We start from the raw sequence: 18,170 nt of genomic DNA, 5'->3' as shown, positions 1-18,170 counted from the left end.
AAAGCGTGATTTGTGGCGCATACCGGCCAGTCAGCCAAAGAACAAACCCGCACGCGCCGTAAATCGTGCAGTGCAGGACATGACCCCGGAGCGGCACCCGGCAACAACCCGCAACGAACCACGCACCGCCACCGCAACGCACCCGGACCACGACCCGCCGGACGGCACACCGCGGCGCCCGGCAACAACCCGCACCCGAAATACCGGCCCCAGCCAACAACGCACCCCCAAGAGGCGCGCTACACGTCGTACGAGTCCGTCAGAGCCCGCGACCTCTTCACGTCGTCCCCGATCGCTTCCAGCAGTCCCTCGATCGAGTCGAACTTCCGCTGCCCCCGCACATACGCCAGGAAATCGACCGTCACATGGAGCCCGTACAGATCCAGCCCGACCCGGTCGATCGCATACGCCTCCACCGTCCGCTCGACCCCTTCGAACTGCGGGTTCGTGCCGACCGAGATCGCCGACGGCATCCGTTCACCGTCGGCCGTCAGCCAGCCCGCGTACACCCCGTCCGCCGGGATCGCGGTGTGCGGCAGGGTCTCCACGTTGGCTGTGGGGAAGCCGAGTTCGCGTCCTCGTTGCGCGCCGCGTACCACCACGCCCTCGACGCGGTGCGGGCGGCCGAGGATCTCCGCCGCGCCCGCGACGTCGCCCTCGGCGACCAGTCTGCGGGTGAGGGTGGACGAGAAGGGCTCGCCGCCGCCCGCCTCGCCGGTCACGTACAGGTCGACGACCTCGACCTCGTAGTCGTAGGTGGCTCCCAGGTCGGTGAGGACCGCGACATTCCCCGCGGCCTTGTGGCCGAAGCGGAAGTTGGGGCCTTCGATGACCGCGCGGGCGTGCAACTTGTCGACCAGGACCTTCACGATGAAGTCGGCGGGCGACAGTTTCGAGAAGTCGAGGGTGAACGGCAGGATCAGCAGCGCGTCCACGCCCAGGTCCGCCATCAGTTCGGCGCGCCGGTGGTGCGGGGCGAGCAGGGGCGGATGGCTGCCGGGGCGTACGACCTCGCTGGGGTGCGGGTCGAAGGTGACGACGACGGACGGCACGCCCAGTTCCCGCGCCCGGTCCACCGCGCGGCCGATGATCAGCTGGTGTCCGCGGTGCACCCCGTCGTAGGAGCCGATGGTGACGACGCTGCGCCCCCAGTCCTGGGGGATGTCCTCCAAGCCACGCCAGCGCTGCACTGTGACCGCTCCTCGCCCGAAAAATCTGTCCGAATTACTCATATGGTCATCGCCGATGACGCAGCTCTAAGACTGCCATGCCCGGCGCTCGCGCTTCGCATCGGCCACCGGGGTCCCGCGTCTCGGTCCGAGGAGGATCGCCGCCGAACGCGCCCCTCTGTACCCCCGTTGTGCGTTCCATGCGCCGTGCCGAAGGGGTGAATGAGCGGGGTGGGGTGGACAGACCTTCTCGGAGGGGGACGTGGAGCGGGCCGACGAACCGGCCCGCTCCACGTTGGGGTCGTACGTGCTCAGCCGAAGACCGCGAGGCTCTTGGCCTTGCCGTGCTGTTCCTCGACCAGCGCCAGGAAGCGCCCGTCGGGGCCGAACGCGGCGACCGGCCCGGTCTCGTACGCCGGCATGTCCAGCCGTACGCCGTTGAGCAGCAGCTTGCCGCGGCGTTCGTCCACGTCCCAGCGCGCGAAGGCCGCGGCGGCCGCGTCGGCGACCGGCATGACGGTCAGCTCCTGCTGGAGCTGGTCGAGCGTCCGTGCCGCGTCCAGCGCGTACGGGCCCACCCGGGTCCTGCGCAGCGCGGTGAGGTGGCCGCCGACTCCGAGACCGGCGCCCAGGTCACGGGCGAGGGCGCGGATGTACGTGCCGGAGGAGCAGACGACGGAGACGACCAGGTCGAGTACGGGGGTGCCGTCCTCGGCCACGGCCTCGCGGACGTCGTACAGCCGGAAGGACGAGACGGTCACCGGCCGGGCCGGGATCTCGAACTCCTCGCCGCCGCGCACGCGCGCGTACGACCGCTTGCCGTCGATCTTGATGGCGCTGACCTTCGACGGCACCTGCATGATCGCACCGGTCAGGGCGGCGATCCCGGCGTCGACGGCCTCGCGCTTGACGGCGGAGGCGTCGGTGCTGGAGGTGATCTCACCCTCGGCGTCGTCGGTGACGGTGTCCTGTCCCAGCCGGATCGTGCCGAGGTACTCCTTCTCGGTCAGCGCGAGGTGCCCGAGGAGTTTCGTGGCCCGCTCCACGCCGAGAACGAGGACGCCCGTGGCCATGGGGTCCAGCGTGCCCGCGTGGCCGACGCGCCGGGTCTTGGCGATTCCGCGCATCTTGGCGACTACGTCGTGCGAAGTGAAGCCCGACGGCTTGTCGACGATGACAAGCCCGTCGGGCGTCTTGTTCTGCTGAGTCATTCCGCGGCGGCGCCGTCCGTGTGGTCATCGTCGGCGTCTTCGTCCTTGCGGTACGGGTCGGCCCCGGCCGCGTAGGTCTTGCCGGTCGACACCTCCCGTACCTCCGCGTCCTTGGCACGCGCCTTGTCGAGGAGGTCCTCGATGGTACGGGCGTTGTCCGGCAGGGCGTCGGGGACGAATGCCAGCGTCGGCGTGAAGCGGACGCCGGTCTGGCGGCCCACCTCGGAGCGCAGGACGCCCTTGGCGCTCTCCAGAGCCGCCGCGGAGGCCGCGCGCTCCTCGTCGTCGCCGTAGACCGTGTAGAAGACCGTGGCCTCCCGCAGGTCGCCGGTGACGCGGGCGTCCGTGATGGTCACGAAGCCCAGTCGCGGGTCCTTGATACGCCGGTCCAGGGTCTCCGCGACCACGACCTGGATGCGATCGGCCAGCTTGCGGGCCCGCGCGTTGTCGGTCACCGGTCCGTCACTCTTCCTTCTGGGTTTTCTTGTCTTACAGGTCAGTCTTCGTCGCCGTGCAGCCGCCGTCTCACCGACAGCAGCTCGACCTCGGGCCGGCCGGCGACCAGGCGTTCGCACCGGTCCAGCACGTCCGTCAGATGGCCCCAGTCACCGGAGACCACCGCCAAGCCGATCTCGGCCCTGCGATGGAGGTCCTGGTCGCCGGTCTCCGCCGCGCTCACCGCGAATTTTCGCTGGAGCTCGGCGACGATCGGCCGGACGACGGAGCGTTTCTCCTTCAACGACCGTACGTCGCCGAGGAGCAGATCGAAGGACAGAGTCCCCACATACATGCGGATCCGGATGTCCCGCCGGTACGGGTTCAGACGCCTGCCAGCGCTTGGCAGGGGCGAGAAGAACCGTACACGCAGCGACCGGGGCCGATCGACGGAATATGTCCCGTCGACCGGCCCCGGACCGCCAGGGTCTGATCCGCGAAGCTCCGCCGATCAGACCCTTGTCGCGCGTCAGCCGCGCGGCTTCTCGCGCATCTCGTACGTCGCGATGACGTCGTCGATCTTGATGTCGTTGAAGTTTCCGAGGTTGATACCGCCCTCGAAGCCTTCGCGGATCTCGGTGACGTCGTCCTTGAAGCGGCGCAGACCCTGGATGTTGAGGTCCTCCGCGATGACCTTGCCATCGCGGACGAGCCGGGCCTTCGTGTTCCGCTTGACCTCGCCGGAGCGGATGAGAACACCCGCGATGTTGCCCAGCTTGGACGAGCGGAAGATCTCGCGGATCTCCGCCGTACCGAGCTCGACCTCTTCGTACTCCGGCTTGAGCATGCCCTTGAGGGCGGACTCGATCTCCTCGATCGCCTGGTAGATGACCGAGTAGTAGCGGACGTCCACACCTTCGCGGTCGGCCATCTGCGCGGCACGCCCCGCGGCGCGCACGTTGAAGCCGATCACGATGGCGTCGGAGCCCATCGCCAGGTCGATGTCCGACTCGGTGACCGCACCCACACCGCGGTGCAGGACACGGATGTCGACCTCTTCGCCGACGTCGAGCTGGAGCAGCGAGGACTCGAGGGCCTCCACCGAACCGGACGCGTCGCCCTTGATGATGAGGTTGAGTTCCTGCACCAGACCGGCCTTGAGGGCCTCGTCCAGGTTCTCCAGGGAGAACCGGACGCCCCTGCGGGCGAAGGCCGCGTTCCGCTCACGAGCGGCACGCTTCTCGGCGATCTGCCGGGCCGTACGGTCCTCGTCGACCACCAGGAAGTTGTCACCGGCACCGGGGACATTGGTGAGACCCAGGACCAGGACGGGCGTCGCCGGGGAGGCTTCCTCGACGTTGTTGCCGTTGTCGTCGAGCATCGCCCGGACACGGCCGTACGCGTCACCGGCGACCATCGTGTCACCGACGCGCAGCGTGCCGCGCTGGACGAGCACGGTGGCGACGGCGCCGCGACCACGGTCGAGGTGCGCCTCGATGGCGATACCCTGCGCGTCCTGCTCCGGGTTGGCCCGGAGGTCGAGCGAGGCGTCCGCGGTGAGGACCACGGCCTCCAGCAGGCTGTCGATGTTCTCGCCCTGCTTGGCGGAGATGTCGACGAACATCGTGTCGCCGCCGTACTCCTCGGCCACCAGACCGAACTCGGTGAGCTGACCGCGCACCTTGGTCGGGTCGGCGCCCTCGACGTCGATCTTGTTGACCGCGACCACGATCGGCACGTCGGCCGCCTTGGCGTGGTTCAGCGCCTCGATCGTCTGGGGCATCACACCGTCGTTGGCCGCGACCACCAGGATCGCGATGTCGGTGGACTTGGCACCACGGGCACGCATGGCGGTGAACGCCTCGTGACCCGGGGTGTCGATGAAGGTGATCTTGCGCTCTTCACCGTTGACGTCCGTGGCGACCTGGTACGCACCGATGTGCTGCGTGATCCCGCCGGCCTCGCCCGCGATGACGTTCGTCTTGCGGATCGCGTCCAGCAGCCTGGTCTTACCGTGGTCGACGTGACCCATGACGGTCACGACCGGCGGACGGGACACGAGGAGTTCCTCGCCGCCCTCGTCCTCGCCGAACTCGATGTCGAAGGACTCGAGCAGCTCGCGGTCCTCCTCCTCGGGGCTGACGATCTCCAGCACGTAGTTCATCTCGGTGGCGAGGACCTGAAGGGTCTCGTCGGAGACGGACTGGGTGGCGGTGACCATCTCGCCGAGGTTCATCATCACGGCGACGAGCGACGCCGGGTTGGCGCTGATCTTCTCCGCGAAGTCGGTGAGGGACGCACCGCGCGACAGGCGGACGCTCTGTCCGTTGCCGCGAGGCAGCATCACGCCGCCGACCGACGGGGCCTGCATGGCCTCGTACTCCTGGCGCCTCTGCCTCTTCGACTTACGGCCACGACGGGCGGGCCCGCCGGGACGGCCGAACGCGCCCTGTGTGCCACCACGGCCGCCGGGACCACCCGGACGTCCGCCGAAGCCGGGACGGCCACCGCCGCCACCGAAGCCGCCGCCACCGGGACGACCCGGAGCACCGCCGCCACCACCGGGACGACCGGCGAAACCGCCGCCGCCACCGCCACCGGGACGACCGCCGCCGCCACCGCCGCCACCGGGACGACCGCCGCCACCGGGACCACGGCCACCGCCGGGGCCACCACCGGGACGCGGACCGGCAGCGGGACGCTGCGGCATCATGCCCGGGTTCGGACGGTTACCACCGGGGCCCGCACCGGCGCCGGGACCCGCGGGACGCGGAGCCTGCGGACGCGGCATGCCGCCGGGGGTGGGACGGCCGGACTGCGCACCGGCGCCGCCCTGCGGACGGGGACCGCCCTGGCCGGAGCCCTGCGGACGCGGGCCGCCGGGGGCACCGGCGCCGCCGGGACGCGGGGCGCCGCCGGGACGGGGCGCCTGCGGGCGCGCCATGCCGGTGGAGCCACCGGAGGTGAAGGGGTTGTTGCCCGGACGCGGACCCGCGGGGCGGGCACCACCGGGACGCGGGGCCTGGCCGGGGCGCGCACCGCCGGAGCGGCCGCCCTGACGCTGGTCACCCTGGCGCTGGTCACCCTGTCCGCCACCCTGGCGCTGGTCGTTCTGACCGCCGCCCTGGCGCTGGTCGCCCTGACCGCCCGGACGGGCGGAGGGACGCGGGCCGGGGGTCGCACCGGGCCGCGGGGCGGCCGGAGCCGACGGGGGCGCGGTGAACTCCGGGGCGGCCGGAGCGGCGGGCGCCGGCTTCGGCGGGGCCGCCGCGGCGGGCCGCGGCGCGGCCGGGGCCGGACGCGGGCCGGGGGTCGGCGCACTGGCGGAGGGGCTGCTCTTGGGGGCCTCGGCGGGGGCCGGCTTGGGGGCCGGGACACCGGGCTTGGGGGCAGCGGGACGTGCCACCTGCGCCGGAGAGGGCGCGGCGGGCTTTGCGGGGGTCGCCTTGCGGGGCGCCCCGGGCTTGGCAGCGGACTTGCCGGCGTTACCGGCGGGTCCCTGCAAAGCGTCAGTCAACTTGCGCACGACCGGCGCCTCGATTGTCGAGGACGCCGAACGGACGAATTCACCGAGTTCTTGGAGCTTGGCCATGACGACCTTGCTCTCGACGCCGAACTCCTTGGCGAGTTCGTATACCCGGACCTTAGCCACTTCGCTCCTTTTAGGTCCGGGTTACCGCCGGACCGTCGCTACTTCATGGGCGTACTCATCGCGTACTCATCGAGTGCTCATCGCAATCTCGACCTACTTCCAACTCGCGAGGTACCTGAACCGCACGGGGTTCCGTGCCGTACTTCTTCTTGCGCTGCCGCCTGCTCGAGATACCGGCGCAATTCCGCGCTGTCGAGCGGTCCCTGAACCCGGAAGGCCCGGGGGAACGCCCGGCGGCGGACCGCCAGATCGAGACAGTTCAAGGCGGGGTGCAGATACGCACCCCGGCCGGGCAGCGTACCGCGTTGATCGGGAACACACTGTTCTTCGATCACCACGATGCGCAGCAGATCGTTCTTGGCCGCTCGCTCCCGACAGCCCACGCAGGTTCGCTCAGGGCAGACGCGGTCACTTGTCCGGCCAGACGCAATCAAGTCTACCTCCCCGCACCGACCTCACTCCCCTGGGGCAAGGTTCGAACACACGCTGTATCAAAAGATCACGTCAGCGTGCGGCAGGAACCTCGCCGCAGTGCGAACGAGATCCCCGCCGTGGGTCATTCCCGGTGCTGTCGCCTTATGTCAGCCGCGGTCGCGGTCCCTGCGGTCACGGTCCCCGCTGTCGCGATTCCCGCCGTCGCGGTCCCGGTCGTCCCGGCCGCCGCGGTCGCCGTCGTCGTCCGCCTGCTCCGTGTCCGGGCGGATGTCGATGCGCCAGCCGGTGAGGCGGGCGGCGAGCCGGGCGTTCTGCCCTTCCTTGCCGATCGCCAGCGACAGCTGGTAGTCCGGCACGGTCACCCGCGCGGAGCGGGCACCCAGGTCCACGACCTCGACCTTGCTGACCCGGGCCGGTGACAGCGCGTTCGCCACCATCTCGGCCGGGTCGTCTGACCAGTCCACGATGTCGATCTTCTCACCGAGCAGCTCGGCCATGACATTGCGCACACGGCCACCCATCGGGCCGATGCACGCGCCCTTGGCGTTGAGGCCCGACCGTGTCGACCGTACGGCGATCTTGGTGCGGTGGCCGGCCTCGCGGGCGATCGCCGAGATCTCGACGGAACCGTCCGCGATCTCCGGAACCTCCAGCGCGAAGAGCTTCTTCACCAGGTTCGGGTGGGTACGGGACAGGGTCACCGAAGGACCGCGCACGCCCTTGGCCACCCGGACCACGTACGTACGCAGCCGCAGACCGTGGGTGTACTCCTCGCCCGGCACCTGCTCCTGGACCGGGAGGATGGCCTCCAGCTTGTCGTCCAGCTTGACCAGCACGTTCTTGGGGTCCTTGCCCTGCTGGACCAGACCGGCGACGACATCGCCCTCACGGCGCGCGTACTCGCCGAAGGTCACGTCGTTCTCGGCGTCCCGCAGGCGCTGCTGGATGACCTGACGGGCGGTGGTCGCGGCGATCCGGCCGAAGTCCGACGGGGTGTCGTCGAATTCCTTGGGCTCCTGCCCCTCCTCCAGATCGGCCGGGTCCTCCTTGGCCCAGACCGTGACATGACCGGTGTCCCGGCTCAGCACGACACGGGCGCGCCGGTGGCTGCCGTCCGTGCGGTGGTAGGCGATGAGGAGTGCCGATTCGATCGCTTCGACCAGCAGATCGAAGGGAATCTCCTTCTCTTGTGCCAAGCCCTTCAGGAGCTTCACATCGATGTCCACGGCTACGCCTCCTCTTCCTTCTTGTCCTTGCGGTTGAACTCGATCTCGACGCGCGCCTTGGCGATCGCGGCGAACTCGACCCGGCGGGCGGTGGGCTTGCGCCCCTTCACGCCCGGCACTTCGAGATCGAGGCCTTCGTCGTCCACGGTGAGGATGCGGGCCACCAGCTCGTCACCCTCGTGCAGTTGGATCCGGGCCAGCCGGCCGACGGCGCGCAGGTAGTGGCGGCGCTCGGTCAGCGGGCGCTCCGCCCCCGGGGAGGTCACTTCGAGCTGGTATTCGTCCTCGCCCATCGCGTCCGTCTCGTCGAGCTTCTCGGAGATGGTGCGGCTCAGCTCGGCACACGCGTCGAGGTCCACGCCCTCGTCGGAATCCACCACGACTCGCAGCACGCGACGCCTGCCTGCCCGGGACACCTCGACCTCTTCCAGATCCAGGTCCTTCGCGCTGACGAGCGGTTCCAGCAGTCCGCGCAGCCTTTCGCTCTGGGTGGTGCTCATCCGGGTGACTCCTCGGCCGCGTGTGCTGTTGTGGGATCGTCGTGTGTCAGATCAAAGGGTATCCGGTCCGAAGGGGTGTTGCCGCCCACCTGCGGGTGACCCGCGGGTACGCTCGCCTGCGATGATCATCTCTACGGCCGAGGAGAGACACGTGGGGCACACGGGGACGACACGCAGGCGTGTGCTCACGGCCGCGAGTGCCACGGCCGCCGGTCTGTTGACCGCCTGTTCCTCCGACTCCGCCGACGGGCCGGGCTCGGAGGCCGCTGCCCGGGCGGAGAGCGCGCTGCGGATCCGTTCCGCGGGAACCAGCCGGAAGTTACTGGCTCAGTACGACGCGGTGCTGGAGCGGCACCCCGGGCAGAAGACCCGACTCGCCCCGCTACGGGCGGCCGTGGCGCGGCAGATGGCGGCGCTCGCCCCCAGAACACGTAAGTCCACGAACCCGTCCTCCGCCGCACCGTCCGCCTCCGTCACGGCCGCGGCCCCCGGCTCACCGGCGGTCGCCGCCGATCCGGCCCAGGCGCTCAAGGCGCTGGCCGCCGCGGAGCGCCGTACCGCCGACGCCCACACCGCCGCCCTCATGGAGGCGCCGCCGGAACTGGCCCGGCTGCTGGCCTCCGTCGCGGCGGCGAGCGCCGCCCACGCCTACCTGCTGACGGAAGGACCCCGCTCGTGAGCACCGATGCGCTGGACGCCGCGCAGGCGGCGCTCGCCGCTGAGCATGCCGTCGTGTACGGGTACGGAGTCGTCGGCGGCCGGGTCGGCGCCGCCCGCCGTGGCGAGGCCGGCACCGCGTACGACGCGCACCGCGCCCGCCGCGACGCGCTGGTGCGGACCGTGCGCGACCTGGGCGGGAAACCGGCCGCCGCGAAGGCCGCGTACGGCCTGCCGTTCGCGGTACCGGACTCCGCCGCGGCCGTACGGCTCGCCGCCGACCTGGAGGACCGGGTCGCCGCCGTCTACGCGGATCTCGTACGGGCTTCGGAAGGCAGCCTGCGCCGGGAGGCGGCGGGTGCGCTGCGCGAGGCGGCGGTACGCGCCGTGCGCTGGCGCGGGACCGGCGTAGCCTTTCCTGGGCTTGCCGAGCGCGGGTGAGCTCATGAGCCGGGAAAGGGAATCACTCACGTATGGCTTTCGAACCGCCGCAGCGTCTGATGCGCACGCTCGGCGAGAAGTACGGGGACACCGCGGCCGCTGAGTGGCTGGGACAGCTGCCCGTCCACGCCGAGGAAGCGGTCGCCCGGCGGCAGCTGGAGGTCGAGCGGGTGGTCGTGCCGGGCGGCCGGAGCAGTCTGGTGGTGCTCGTACGGCGGCCCGACGGCTCCCCCGCCACGCTCAAGATCGCCCCGCCGTTCGCCGCCCCCGGCCCGGAGCGGGCGGCACTGGCTCACTGGAAGGGCTGGGGCGCGGCGGAGGTCCTCGACACCGGCGACGACGCGATGCTGCTGGAGCGTCTGCATCCCGAGATGTCGTTGCGTTCCCTGCCCGAGGCGAAGGCCCTGCTCGAAGCGGCGGGTACGGCACGCCGGCTGTGGGTCGACCCGCCGGTGGGCCACGGCTTCGAGACGGTGACCGAACGAACCGCCCGGCAGGCCGGGGCCCTGCGGGCGACGGCGGCCGACGAGAGCCTCGCGCCCCTCGTCTCCGCCGCGCTCACCGCGCGCGACGAACTCTGCGCGTCGTCCTCCGAATCGCTGCTCCTGCACGGGGCCTTCCGCCAGGGCAAGGTGCTCGCGGGCGACCGCGCGCCTTGGCTGGCGGTCGGCCCGGAACCACTGGTCGGAGAGCGCGCCTACGACCTGGCCCGGCTGGTCCGCGACCGGGTGGAGGACTTGGTGGCCGCGGACTCGGGCGCCTCGTCGGCCCGCCGCCGCGTCAACAAACTCGCCGACTCGCTGGACCTGGACCGCGAACGCCTGCACGGCTGGACCCTCTTCCGCGCGGTGGAGTCGGGCGCCCGCGCTCTGGCGGCGGGCCGCCGCCAGAGCGCGGAACTGCTGCTGGAGTTCGCGAGCTGGCTGTAGGGCGGCCACACTCCCTGTGGCGAACGTGAGCCCCGCGCACACCGTGCGCGGGGCTCGTACCGTCAACCACTGCCGTCAACCGCGGCCGTCAATCGCGACGGTCAACCGCGGGTCGTCAGGCTGTCAGGCGCGCGAGCGCCTCCGCGACCGTCAGTTCCTCGCGCTCCCCCGTACGGCGGTTCTTCAGCTCCACGACCCCTTCGGCGGACCGGCGGCCGGCCACCAGGATGTGCGGGACGCCGAGCAGCTCGGCGTCGGTGAACTTCACGCCCGGGGAGACCCCGGCGCGCTCGTCGACCAGCACGCGCAGACCGGCCGCCGAGAGCTGCTCGGAGACGTCCAGCGCCAGTTCCGTCTGGAGCGCCTTGCCCGCCGCGACGACATGGACGTCGGCCGGGGCGATCTCCTGGGGCCAGCACAGCCCCTGCTCGTCGGCGGTCTGCTCGGCCAGGGCGGCCACGGCGCGCGAGACGCCGATGCCGTACGAGCCCATGGTCACGCGGACCGGCTTGCCCTGCTGCCCGAGGACGTCCAGCTGGAAGGTGTCGGCGTACTTGCGGCCGAGCTGGAAGATGTGGCCGATCTCGATCGCGCGGTCGAGCTTGAGGCCGGCGCCGCACGCGGGGCACGGGTCGCCCTCTTCGACGACGACCACGTCCAGGTAGTCGTCGACCTCGAAGTCCCGCCCGCACACCACGTTGCGCGCGTGGGTGTCGGGCTTGTTGGCGCCGGTGACCCAGGCCGTGCCGGCCGCCACGCGCGGGTCCGCGATGTAGCGGATCTTGAGGCCCTGGGGGCCGACGTAGCCCCGTACGAGATCGGGGCGCTCCTCGAAGTCCTCGGCCGTCACCAGCTCCACCACGGCGGGCGCGAGGTGCTCGCCGAGCTTGCCGAGGTCCACCTCGCGGTCGCCCGGGACGCCGACCGCGGTGATCTCGCCGTCGACCTTGACGAGCAGGTTCTTCAGGGTCGCGGAGGCCGGCACCCCGAGGTGCGCGGCGAGCGTCTCGATGGTCGGGGTGTCGGGGGTGTCCAGCTCCTCGACGGGGCCGTGCCCGGTGGTGTCGGCCGCCGGGGCGGCGAAGGTGACCGCCTCCGTGTTGGCCGCGTAGTCGCAGTTCGGGCAGTCCACGAAGGTGTCCTCGCCCGCCGCGGCGGGTGCCAGGAACTCCTCCGACGCCGAGCCGCCCATCGCACCGGAGACCGCGGAGACGATCCGGAAGTCGAGGCCGAGACGGGCGAAGATCTTCTGGTACGCGGCGCGGTGCAGCGCGTACGACTCGGCCAGGCCCTCGTCCGTGGTGTCGAAGGAGTACGAGTCCTTCATCTGGAACTCGCGGCCGCGCAGCACGCCGGAGCGCGGCCTGGCCTCGTCGCGGTACTTCGTCTGGATCTGGTAGAGCATCACCGGCAGGTCCTTGTAGGACGTGCACTGGTCCTTGACGACCTGGGTGAAGATCTCCTCGTGCGTCGGGCCCAGCAGGTAGTCGGCGCCCTTGCGGTCCTTGAGGCGGAACAGCAGGTCGCCGTACTCCTCCCAGCGGCCGCTGGCCTCGTACGGCTCCCGGGGCAGCAGCGCGGGCAGCAGTACTTCCTGTCCGCCGATGGCGTCCATCTCCTCGCGGACGACGCGCGAGATGTTGTCGAGCACCTTCTTGCCCAGCGGGAGCCAGCTCCAGATGCCGGCGGACGTACGGCGGACATAGCCCGCGCGGACGAGCAGCTGGTGGCTGAGGGTCTCGGCGTCCGCCGGGCTCTCGCGCAATGTCTTGACCATCAAACGGGACATGCGCTGGACCTGGGACATGGGGAGCACTCCTGCGTTCTCTCGGCTGATGCCTGGAGGTTAGCCGGGGTGTACGGGCAGGCGGAAATCAGTAACGCCGTCCCACCGGCTCAGCGGGCCCTGCGCAGCGGCAGCGGGGCGCCCATCACGGCGTACGGCTTGGGCGCGCTCGGGAACTGGACCCGGCGGGCGAGGTCCTCGTACCCGAGGGCGCGGTACAGCCGCCGGGCCGGGCTCTCGATGTCGATCGCGGACAGGATCGACCGCGGCTGTTCGACGGCGTCCGTGATCGCGGTGATCAGGGTGCGGCCGATACCGCGCGCCTGGTACGCGGGGTGGACGTGCAGTTCGGTGATCACGAAGGATCCGTCGAGCCAGTCGTCGGTGCCGGTGCCGCGCAGATACGGCTCGACGACGGTGGACCACCAGTGGGAGCGGTCGTTCGGCATGCCGTACACGAAGGCGACGAGCCGTCCTTCGCCGGTGGTGGCGCCGAGCGCGCGGCAGCCCGCGTACATGCCGTGCCGGAGCACGATGTGGCGGCGTACCTCCATCTCGTCGTCGCTGAGCCCGAAGGCGAGGGCCTGCACGGCGAGTGCCTCGTCGACGCGTGCGGGGAGGTCGAGCGGCCCTACGTGTACGTCGGGGGTCCGGGGGGTGTCTCCGGGGATGCTCAGCATGGCCGAACCCTACTTTCAGAAGAGCACGCTCATGAAGGCGCCCACTTCACGGAAGCCGACGCGGCGGTACGCGGCCCTCGCCGGGGTGTTGTAGTCGTTCACGTACAGGCTCACCACGGGCGCGACATCGGCGAGCGCGTACCGTACGACCGCCGCCATGCCCGCTTCGGACAGGCCCCGGCCGCGGTGTGCGGGATCGACCCAGACGCCCTGGATCTGGCAGGCCTGCGGGGTGGCCGCGCCGATCTCGGCCTTGAACAGCACCCGGCCGTCCTCGATACGGGCGAACGACCGTCCCGCGCCGACCAGTTCGGCCACGCGCGCCTGGTAGAGCAGCCCGCCGTCGCCCGCGAGCGGCGAGACGCCGACCTCCTCGGTGAACATCGCCACGCAGGCGGGCATGATCGTTTCGAGTTCGTCCTTGCGGATCCGGCGGACGAAGGGGTCGGGGGCGACAGTGGCGGGGAGTTTCTCGGTGACCATCAGCGGCTGGTTGCCGCGGACCTCACGGGCGGGACCCCAGCTGGGTTCCAGCAGCTGCCACAGGTACGCCGTGGGCTCGGCCGGGCCGACGATCGAGGAGCAGCGGCGGCCGGTCCTGCGGGCACGGTCGGCGAAGGCGCGCACGGCCTCGGGGGTGGCGCAGATGGGGACGAGGTTGGCGCCGGAGTAGCAGAGCGAGCGCAGCCGCCCGTCCGCGTACCAGCCCCACATCTCGCCGCCGAGGCGCCAGGGGTCGAGCCCGGCGACCTGTACACGGGCCGCCACGAAGGCATTGGCGACGGGGTCGCTCTCCAGGACTGCGAGCGCGGCGCCGAGTTCGCCGGGTTCGAGGACCCGAGTGGTGGTCTGCGTCAACACGAGGGTGCCTCACCATACGGTCTGCTGATTCTCCGCACTGTACCTGTCAGTTCCGCGCCGTGCCCCACACAGCAGCGGGTCCCCCGGCCGACGGCCGGGGGACCCGTTCACGGATACGCGGCCCAGCGATCTCCTGGAGAGCCCGGAAGGACTCAGGAGATCGGAAGGGCTCGGGAGAGCGCGCGCTGCCGAGTCAGCTGATGGAGACCTGCGGCTCGCCCGAGGCGATGCCGTCCTTCTCCATCTGCTCGGCGATCTTCATGGCCTCGTCGATGAGCGTCTCGACGATCTTCGACTCCGGGACGGTCTTGATGACCTCGCCCTTCACGAAGATCTGCCCCTTGCCGTTGCCCGAGGCCACGCCGAGGTCGGCCTCGCGGGCCTCGCCCGGTCCGTTCACGACACAGCCCATGACGGCGACCCGCAGCGGGACCTCCATGCCTTCGAGGCCCGCCGTCACCTCGTCGGCCAGCTTGTAGACGTCCACCTGAGCGCGGCCGCAGGACGGGCAGGAGACGATCTCCAGCCGGCGCGGCTTCAGGTTGAGCGACTCCAGGATCTGGAGGCCGACCTTGACCTCCTCGACCGGCGGGGCGGACAGCGAGACCCGGATGGTGTCGCCGATGCCTTCGCTGAGCAGCGCGCCGAAGGCGACCGCGGACTTGATGGTGCCCTGGAACGCCGGACCGGCCTCGGTGACGCCGAGGTGCAGCGGGTAGTCGCTCTGCGCCGCCAGCTGGCGGTACGCGTTGACCATGACCACCGGGTCGTTGTGCTTCACCGAGATCTTGATGTCCCGGAAGCCGTGCTCCTCGAACAGCGACGCCTCCCACAGCGCCGACTCCACGAGCGCCTCGGGGGTGGCCTTGCCGTACTTCGCCAGCAGCCGCGCGTCCAGCGACCCCGCGTTCACCCCGATCCGGATGGGGGTGCCGGTCGCCAGAGCCGCCTTGGCGATCTCCTTCACCTTGTCGTCGAACTGCTTGATGTTGCCCGGGTTCACCCGCACCGCCGCGCAGCCCGCGTCGATCGCCGCGAACACGTACTTCGGCTGGAAGTGGATATCCGCGATCACCGGGATCTGCGACTTGCGCGCGATGGTCGCCAGCGCGTCCGCGTCATCCTGCGTCGGGCACGCGACCCGTACGATCTGGCAGCCCGACGCGGTCAGTTCCGCGATCTGCTGGAGTGTCGCGCCGATGTCCGACGTACGCGTCGTGGTCATCGACTGCACCGATACCGGCGCGTCCCCACCGACCGCCACGGTCCCGACCTGGATCTGCCGGCTGACCCTCCGGTCGGCGAGCTTCGTCGGAACGGATGGCATTCCGAGAGAAATCGCAGTCATCTGCAGTGCAACCCCAAGGTATGGATCAAGGTCCCGAGATCGGCGGGCTTCAGCACCCGAGATTACGCCACGACGCGCGGACCGAGCACATCCCCACCTCAAGTCCATCCAAAAGTCAGCGGCCGGACACTTTTCATGTCCGGCCGCCGACAGAGGTCGAATCAACCGAATCAACTGAATCGGTCGAACCAGCGGATTCAGCACAATCGGCAGACTCGGCGGAATCGGCCGAGCCCGCGGAATCAGCTGATCTTGACGGGGTTGAACACGTCGGCGACCAGGACGAGCAGGGTGAAGCAGATGAAGATCCCCGCGACGACATACGCGACCGGCATCAGCTTCGCCACATCGAAGGGGCCCGGATCGGGCCGCTTGAACAGACGTGCCAGCGAGCGCCGCAGGGACTCCCACAGGGCTCCCGCGACATGCCCGCCGTCAAGGGGCAGCAGCGGCAGCATGTTGAAGAGGAACAGGGAGAGGTTGAAGCCCGCGAGCAGGAACAGCATCATCGCGATCTGGTTCTGCGCCGGGATGTCCAGCGTCATCACCTCGCCGCCGATACGGGCCGCGCCGACCACGCCGACCGGGGAGTCGTCCTTGCGCGGACCGTCCCCTATGGCCGCGCTCCAGAGGTCGGGGATCTTGGAGGGGAGGGCGATGATCGACTCGACACCGTCCCCGATCATGGTGCCCATCCGGTCAACGGACTGCGGGAAGGACAGCGGGACGATCTCCGTGGAGGCGGCGAAGCCGAGGTAGCCGGCGGGGACGTACTTGTCCGGGACGACCTCTCCCTTGGAGTCCTTCTGCGCCACCATGTTCTTGGCGAGTTCGGCGTGCAGGACCTTCTGCGTGCCGTCGCGGTCGACGGTGAGGGTGGCCGGGCCGATCGTCTCGCGGATGAGGCCGGAGAGCGTGCTCCAGTCCTCCACGCGCTTGCCGTTGAAGGCGACGATCTTGTCGCCGGCCTTGAGTCCGGCCGCCTGGGCGGGCGAGACGGGGTCGCCCTTCTCGCACTTCTCACGCTTCTCGCTCTGCGAGATCACACACTTCTGTACGCCGGCGACCTGGGTGGTCTGGGTCTGGAAACCGAAGCTCATCGCCACACCGATGAAGATCACGGCGGCGAGGACGAGATTCATGAACGGGCCCGCGAACATCACGATCACGCGCTTCCACGGCTTGCGCGTGTAGAAGAGCCGTTCCTCGTCGCCCGGTTCCAGTTCCTCGAAGGCGGCGGAACGCGCGTCCTCTATCATCCCGCGCCACGGCGAGGTGGACCGCACCTCGATCCGGCCGTCGGGTCCCGGCGGGAACATCCCGATCATGCGGATGTAGCCGCCGAACGGGATGGCCTTGATCCCGTACTCCGTATCGCCCCTCTTCCGTGACCAGAGGGTCGGCCCGAAACCGACCATGTACTGGGGCACGCGGATACCGAAGAACTTGGCCGTGGAGAGATGGCCCAGTTCGTGCCACGCGATGGAGAAGAGCAGCCCGGCGACAAACACAAGGATGCCGAGGACCGTCAACAGAATCGTCATGCGCGAGCCTCCGCTGGCTGTTCTTCGCCGAATTTCTCTGCCGTTTCACGGGCCCGGGCTCGGGCCCAGGTCTCCGCTTCGAGGACGTCCGCCACGGTGAGCGAGGTTCCCGTACGAGGCCGGCCGTCCGCCGCGCCGAGCGCCGCGTCGTGTTCCGCGACGACCTCGGTGACCGTATCCATGATGCCGTTGAACGGCAGCCGGCCCGCCAGGAACGCGTCCACGCACTCCTCGTTCGCGGCATTGAACACCGCGGGGGCCGTACCGCCGAGCGCTCCGACGTGCCGGGCGAGGCCCACGGACGGGAACGCCTCCTCGTCGAGCGGGAAGAACTCCCAGGCCGAGGCCTTGGTCCAGTCGAAGGCGGGGGCGGCGTCCGGCACCCGCTGCGGCCAGCCGAGACCGATGGCGATGGGCCCGCGCATGTCGGGCGGGGTCGCCTGGGCCAGTGTCGAACCGTCGCTGAATTCCACCATCGAGTGGACATACGACTGAGGGTGTACGACTACCTCAATGCGTTCGAAGGGAATGTCGTACAGCAGATGCGCCTCGATCACTTCGAGCCCCTTGTTGACGAGGGTCGCGGAGTTGATCGTGATCACCGGGCCCATGGCCCAGGTGGGGTGCGCGAGCGCCTCCCGCGGGGTGACACCGGCCAGTTCGGCCTTCGTACGCCCCCGGAACGGTCCGCCGGAGGCGGTCACCACCAGCTTGCGCACATCGGCGCGGGTGCCGGAGGCCAGCGCCTGGAAGAGCGCCGCGTGTTCGGAGTCGACGGGGATGATCTGGCCGGGCTCGGCCACGGCCTTGACCAGCGGGCCGCCGACGATCAGCGACTCCTTGTTGGCGAGCGCGAGCGTCCGGCCCGCGGTGAGGGCGGCGAGTGTGGGGGCGAGGCCGATGGAACCGGTGATGCCGTTGAGCACGGTGTGACAGTCGGAGGCCGCGAGTTCGGTGGCGGCGTCGGGACCGGCGAGGATCTCGGGGAGCGGCTCGCCCGTCCCGTACCGCTCCCGCAACGCCTCCCGGAGCGCGGGCACGGTGTCCTCGCGCGCGACCGCGACGGTACGGACCCGCAGCCGCCGCGCCTGCTCGGCGAGGAGCTCCACGCGGCCGCCGGCGGCGGAGAGGGCGGTGACACGGAAGCGGTCGGGGTTGCGCAGGGCCAGGTCGATGGCCTGCGTGCCGATGGACCCGGTGGAGCCGAGGACGACGATGTCCCGGCGGCCGTCGATGGGATCGAAGGCGATATGCGGATCGGCGAGAGGGGCTGGGCTGTCGCTCATGCCCCCATTC

General features: G+C 70.4%; 17 protein-coding genes. 3 read left to right on the top strand and 14 right to left on the bottom strand.

Annotated features, from left to right (window positions below):
- Window positions 1-239 precede the first annotated feature (239 nt).
- From ACIQD6_RS34890 to rimP, 8 genes are all read right to left on the bottom strand, one after another.
- A complete protein-coding gene (locus ACIQD6_RS34890) occupies window positions 240-1,190 on the bottom strand; it encodes a bifunctional riboflavin kinase/FAD synthetase (protein WP_401890714.1) in 951 nt (316 codons plus the stop codon).
- Between the two features lie 290 nt (window positions 1,191-1,480).
- Entirely contained in the window at window positions 1,481-2,380 is a 900-nt protein-coding gene (gene truB, locus ACIQD6_RS34885; protein ID WP_401890712.1) for a tRNA pseudouridine(55) synthase TruB, read from the bottom strand.
- Window positions 2,377-2,835: a 30S ribosome-binding factor RbfA gene (rbfA, locus tag ACIQD6_RS34880; protein ID WP_401890709.1), complete on the bottom strand. Its 459-nt coding sequence runs from the start codon at window positions 2,833-2,835 to the stop codon at window positions 2,377-2,379. The genes truB and rbfA overlap by 4 nt, the downstream gene beginning before the upstream one ends.
- A gap of 41 nt (window positions 2,836-2,876) precedes the next feature.
- Complete coding sequence (locus ACIQD6_RS34875) at window positions 2,877-3,170, bottom strand: DUF503 domain-containing protein (RefSeq protein ID WP_401890707.1); 294 nt, start codon at window positions 3,168-3,170, stop codon at window positions 2,877-2,879.
- A gap of 174 nt (window positions 3,171-3,344) precedes the next feature.
- On the bottom strand, window positions 3,345-6,467 hold the full coding sequence (gene infB, locus ACIQD6_RS34870; RefSeq protein WP_401890704.1) for a translation initiation factor IF-2: 3,123 nt from the start codon (window positions 6,465-6,467) through the stop codon (window positions 3,345-3,347).
- 77 nt (window positions 6,468-6,544) lie between these two features.
- Entirely contained in the window at window positions 6,545-6,898 is a 354-nt protein-coding gene (locus ACIQD6_RS34865; RefSeq protein ID WP_401890793.1) for a YlxR family protein, read from the bottom strand.
- A 150-nt stretch (window positions 6,899-7,048) separates the two neighbouring features.
- Complete coding sequence (nusA, locus tag ACIQD6_RS34860) at window positions 7,049-8,128, bottom strand: transcription termination factor NusA (RefSeq protein ID WP_401890701.1); 1,080 nt, start codon at window positions 8,126-8,128, stop codon at window positions 7,049-7,051.
- Window positions 8,129-8,130: 2 nt separating this feature from the next.
- Complete coding sequence (gene rimP / locus ACIQD6_RS34855; protein ID WP_401890699.1) at window positions 8,131-8,628, bottom strand: ribosome maturation factor RimP; 498 nt, start codon at window positions 8,626-8,628, stop codon at window positions 8,131-8,133.
- 121 nt (window positions 8,629-8,749) lie between these two features.
- On the opposite strand from rimP, the gene ACIQD6_RS34850 reads away from it, so the two are divergent.
- The 3 genes from ACIQD6_RS34850 to ACIQD6_RS34840 are packed head-to-tail and all read left to right on the top strand — an operon-like array spanning window position 8,750 to window position 10,655.
- Window positions 8,750-9,307, top strand: coding sequence for a hypothetical protein (locus tag ACIQD6_RS34850; RefSeq protein WP_401890696.1), 558 nt, complete (start codon window positions 8,750-8,752; stop codon window positions 9,305-9,307).
- The gene (locus ACIQD6_RS34845) at window positions 9,304-9,726 is read left to right on the top strand and encodes a ferritin-like domain-containing protein (RefSeq protein ID WP_401890694.1); all 423 of its coding nucleotides are present in this window, start codon (window positions 9,304-9,306) and stop codon (window positions 9,724-9,726) included. Before ACIQD6_RS34850 ends, ACIQD6_RS34845 begins: the two co-directional genes overlap by 4 nt.
- Window positions 9,727-9,758: 32 nt before the next feature.
- A complete protein-coding gene (locus ACIQD6_RS34840; RefSeq protein ID WP_401890691.1) occupies window positions 9,759-10,655 on the top strand; it encodes an aminoglycoside phosphotransferase family protein in 897 nt (298 codons plus the stop codon).
- A 115-nt stretch (window positions 10,656-10,770) separates the two neighbouring features.
- On the opposite strand, the gene ACIQD6_RS34835 is transcribed toward ACIQD6_RS34840, so the two are convergent.
- The 6 genes from ACIQD6_RS34835 to dxr form a co-directional block, all read right to left on the bottom strand.
- On the bottom strand, window positions 10,771-12,462 hold the full coding sequence (locus ACIQD6_RS34835) for a proline--tRNA ligase (protein ID WP_401890689.1): 1,692 nt from the start codon (window positions 12,460-12,462) through the stop codon (window positions 10,771-10,773).
- Between the two features lie 89 nt (window positions 12,463-12,551).
- The gene (locus ACIQD6_RS34830) at window positions 12,552-13,121 is read right to left on the bottom strand and encodes a GNAT family N-acetyltransferase (RefSeq protein WP_401890686.1); all 570 of its coding nucleotides are present in this window, start codon (window positions 13,119-13,121) and stop codon (window positions 12,552-12,554) included.
- Between the two features lie 15 nt (window positions 13,122-13,136).
- Window positions 13,137-13,982, bottom strand: coding sequence for a GNAT family N-acetyltransferase (locus ACIQD6_RS34825; protein WP_401890685.1), 846 nt, complete (start codon window positions 13,980-13,982; stop codon window positions 13,137-13,139).
- A gap of 193 nt (window positions 13,983-14,175) precedes the next feature.
- Complete coding sequence (gene ispG / locus ACIQD6_RS34820; protein WP_401890682.1) at window positions 14,176-15,330, bottom strand: flavodoxin-dependent (E)-4-hydroxy-3-methylbut-2-enyl-diphosphate synthase; 1,155 nt, start codon at window positions 15,328-15,330, stop codon at window positions 14,176-14,178.
- A 242-nt stretch (window positions 15,331-15,572) separates the two neighbouring features.
- Window positions 15,573-16,874, bottom strand: coding sequence for a M50 family metallopeptidase (locus tag ACIQD6_RS34815; protein WP_401890680.1), 1,302 nt, complete (start codon window positions 16,872-16,874; stop codon window positions 15,573-15,575).
- A complete protein-coding gene (dxr, locus tag ACIQD6_RS34810; protein WP_401890677.1) occupies window positions 16,871-18,160 on the bottom strand; it encodes a 1-deoxy-D-xylulose-5-phosphate reductoisomerase in 1,290 nt (429 codons plus the stop codon). The genes ACIQD6_RS34815 and dxr overlap by 4 nt, the downstream gene beginning before the upstream one ends.
- Window positions 18,161-18,170 lie beyond the last annotated feature (10 nt).

This window comes from Streptomyces sp. NPDC088400, from assembly GCF_044753355.1.
In the GTDB taxonomy this organism is placed as follows: Bacteria; Actinomycetota; Actinomycetes; order Streptomycetales; family Streptomycetaceae; genus Streptomyces.
This window is presented reverse-complemented; position numbering and strand designations above follow the sequence as displayed.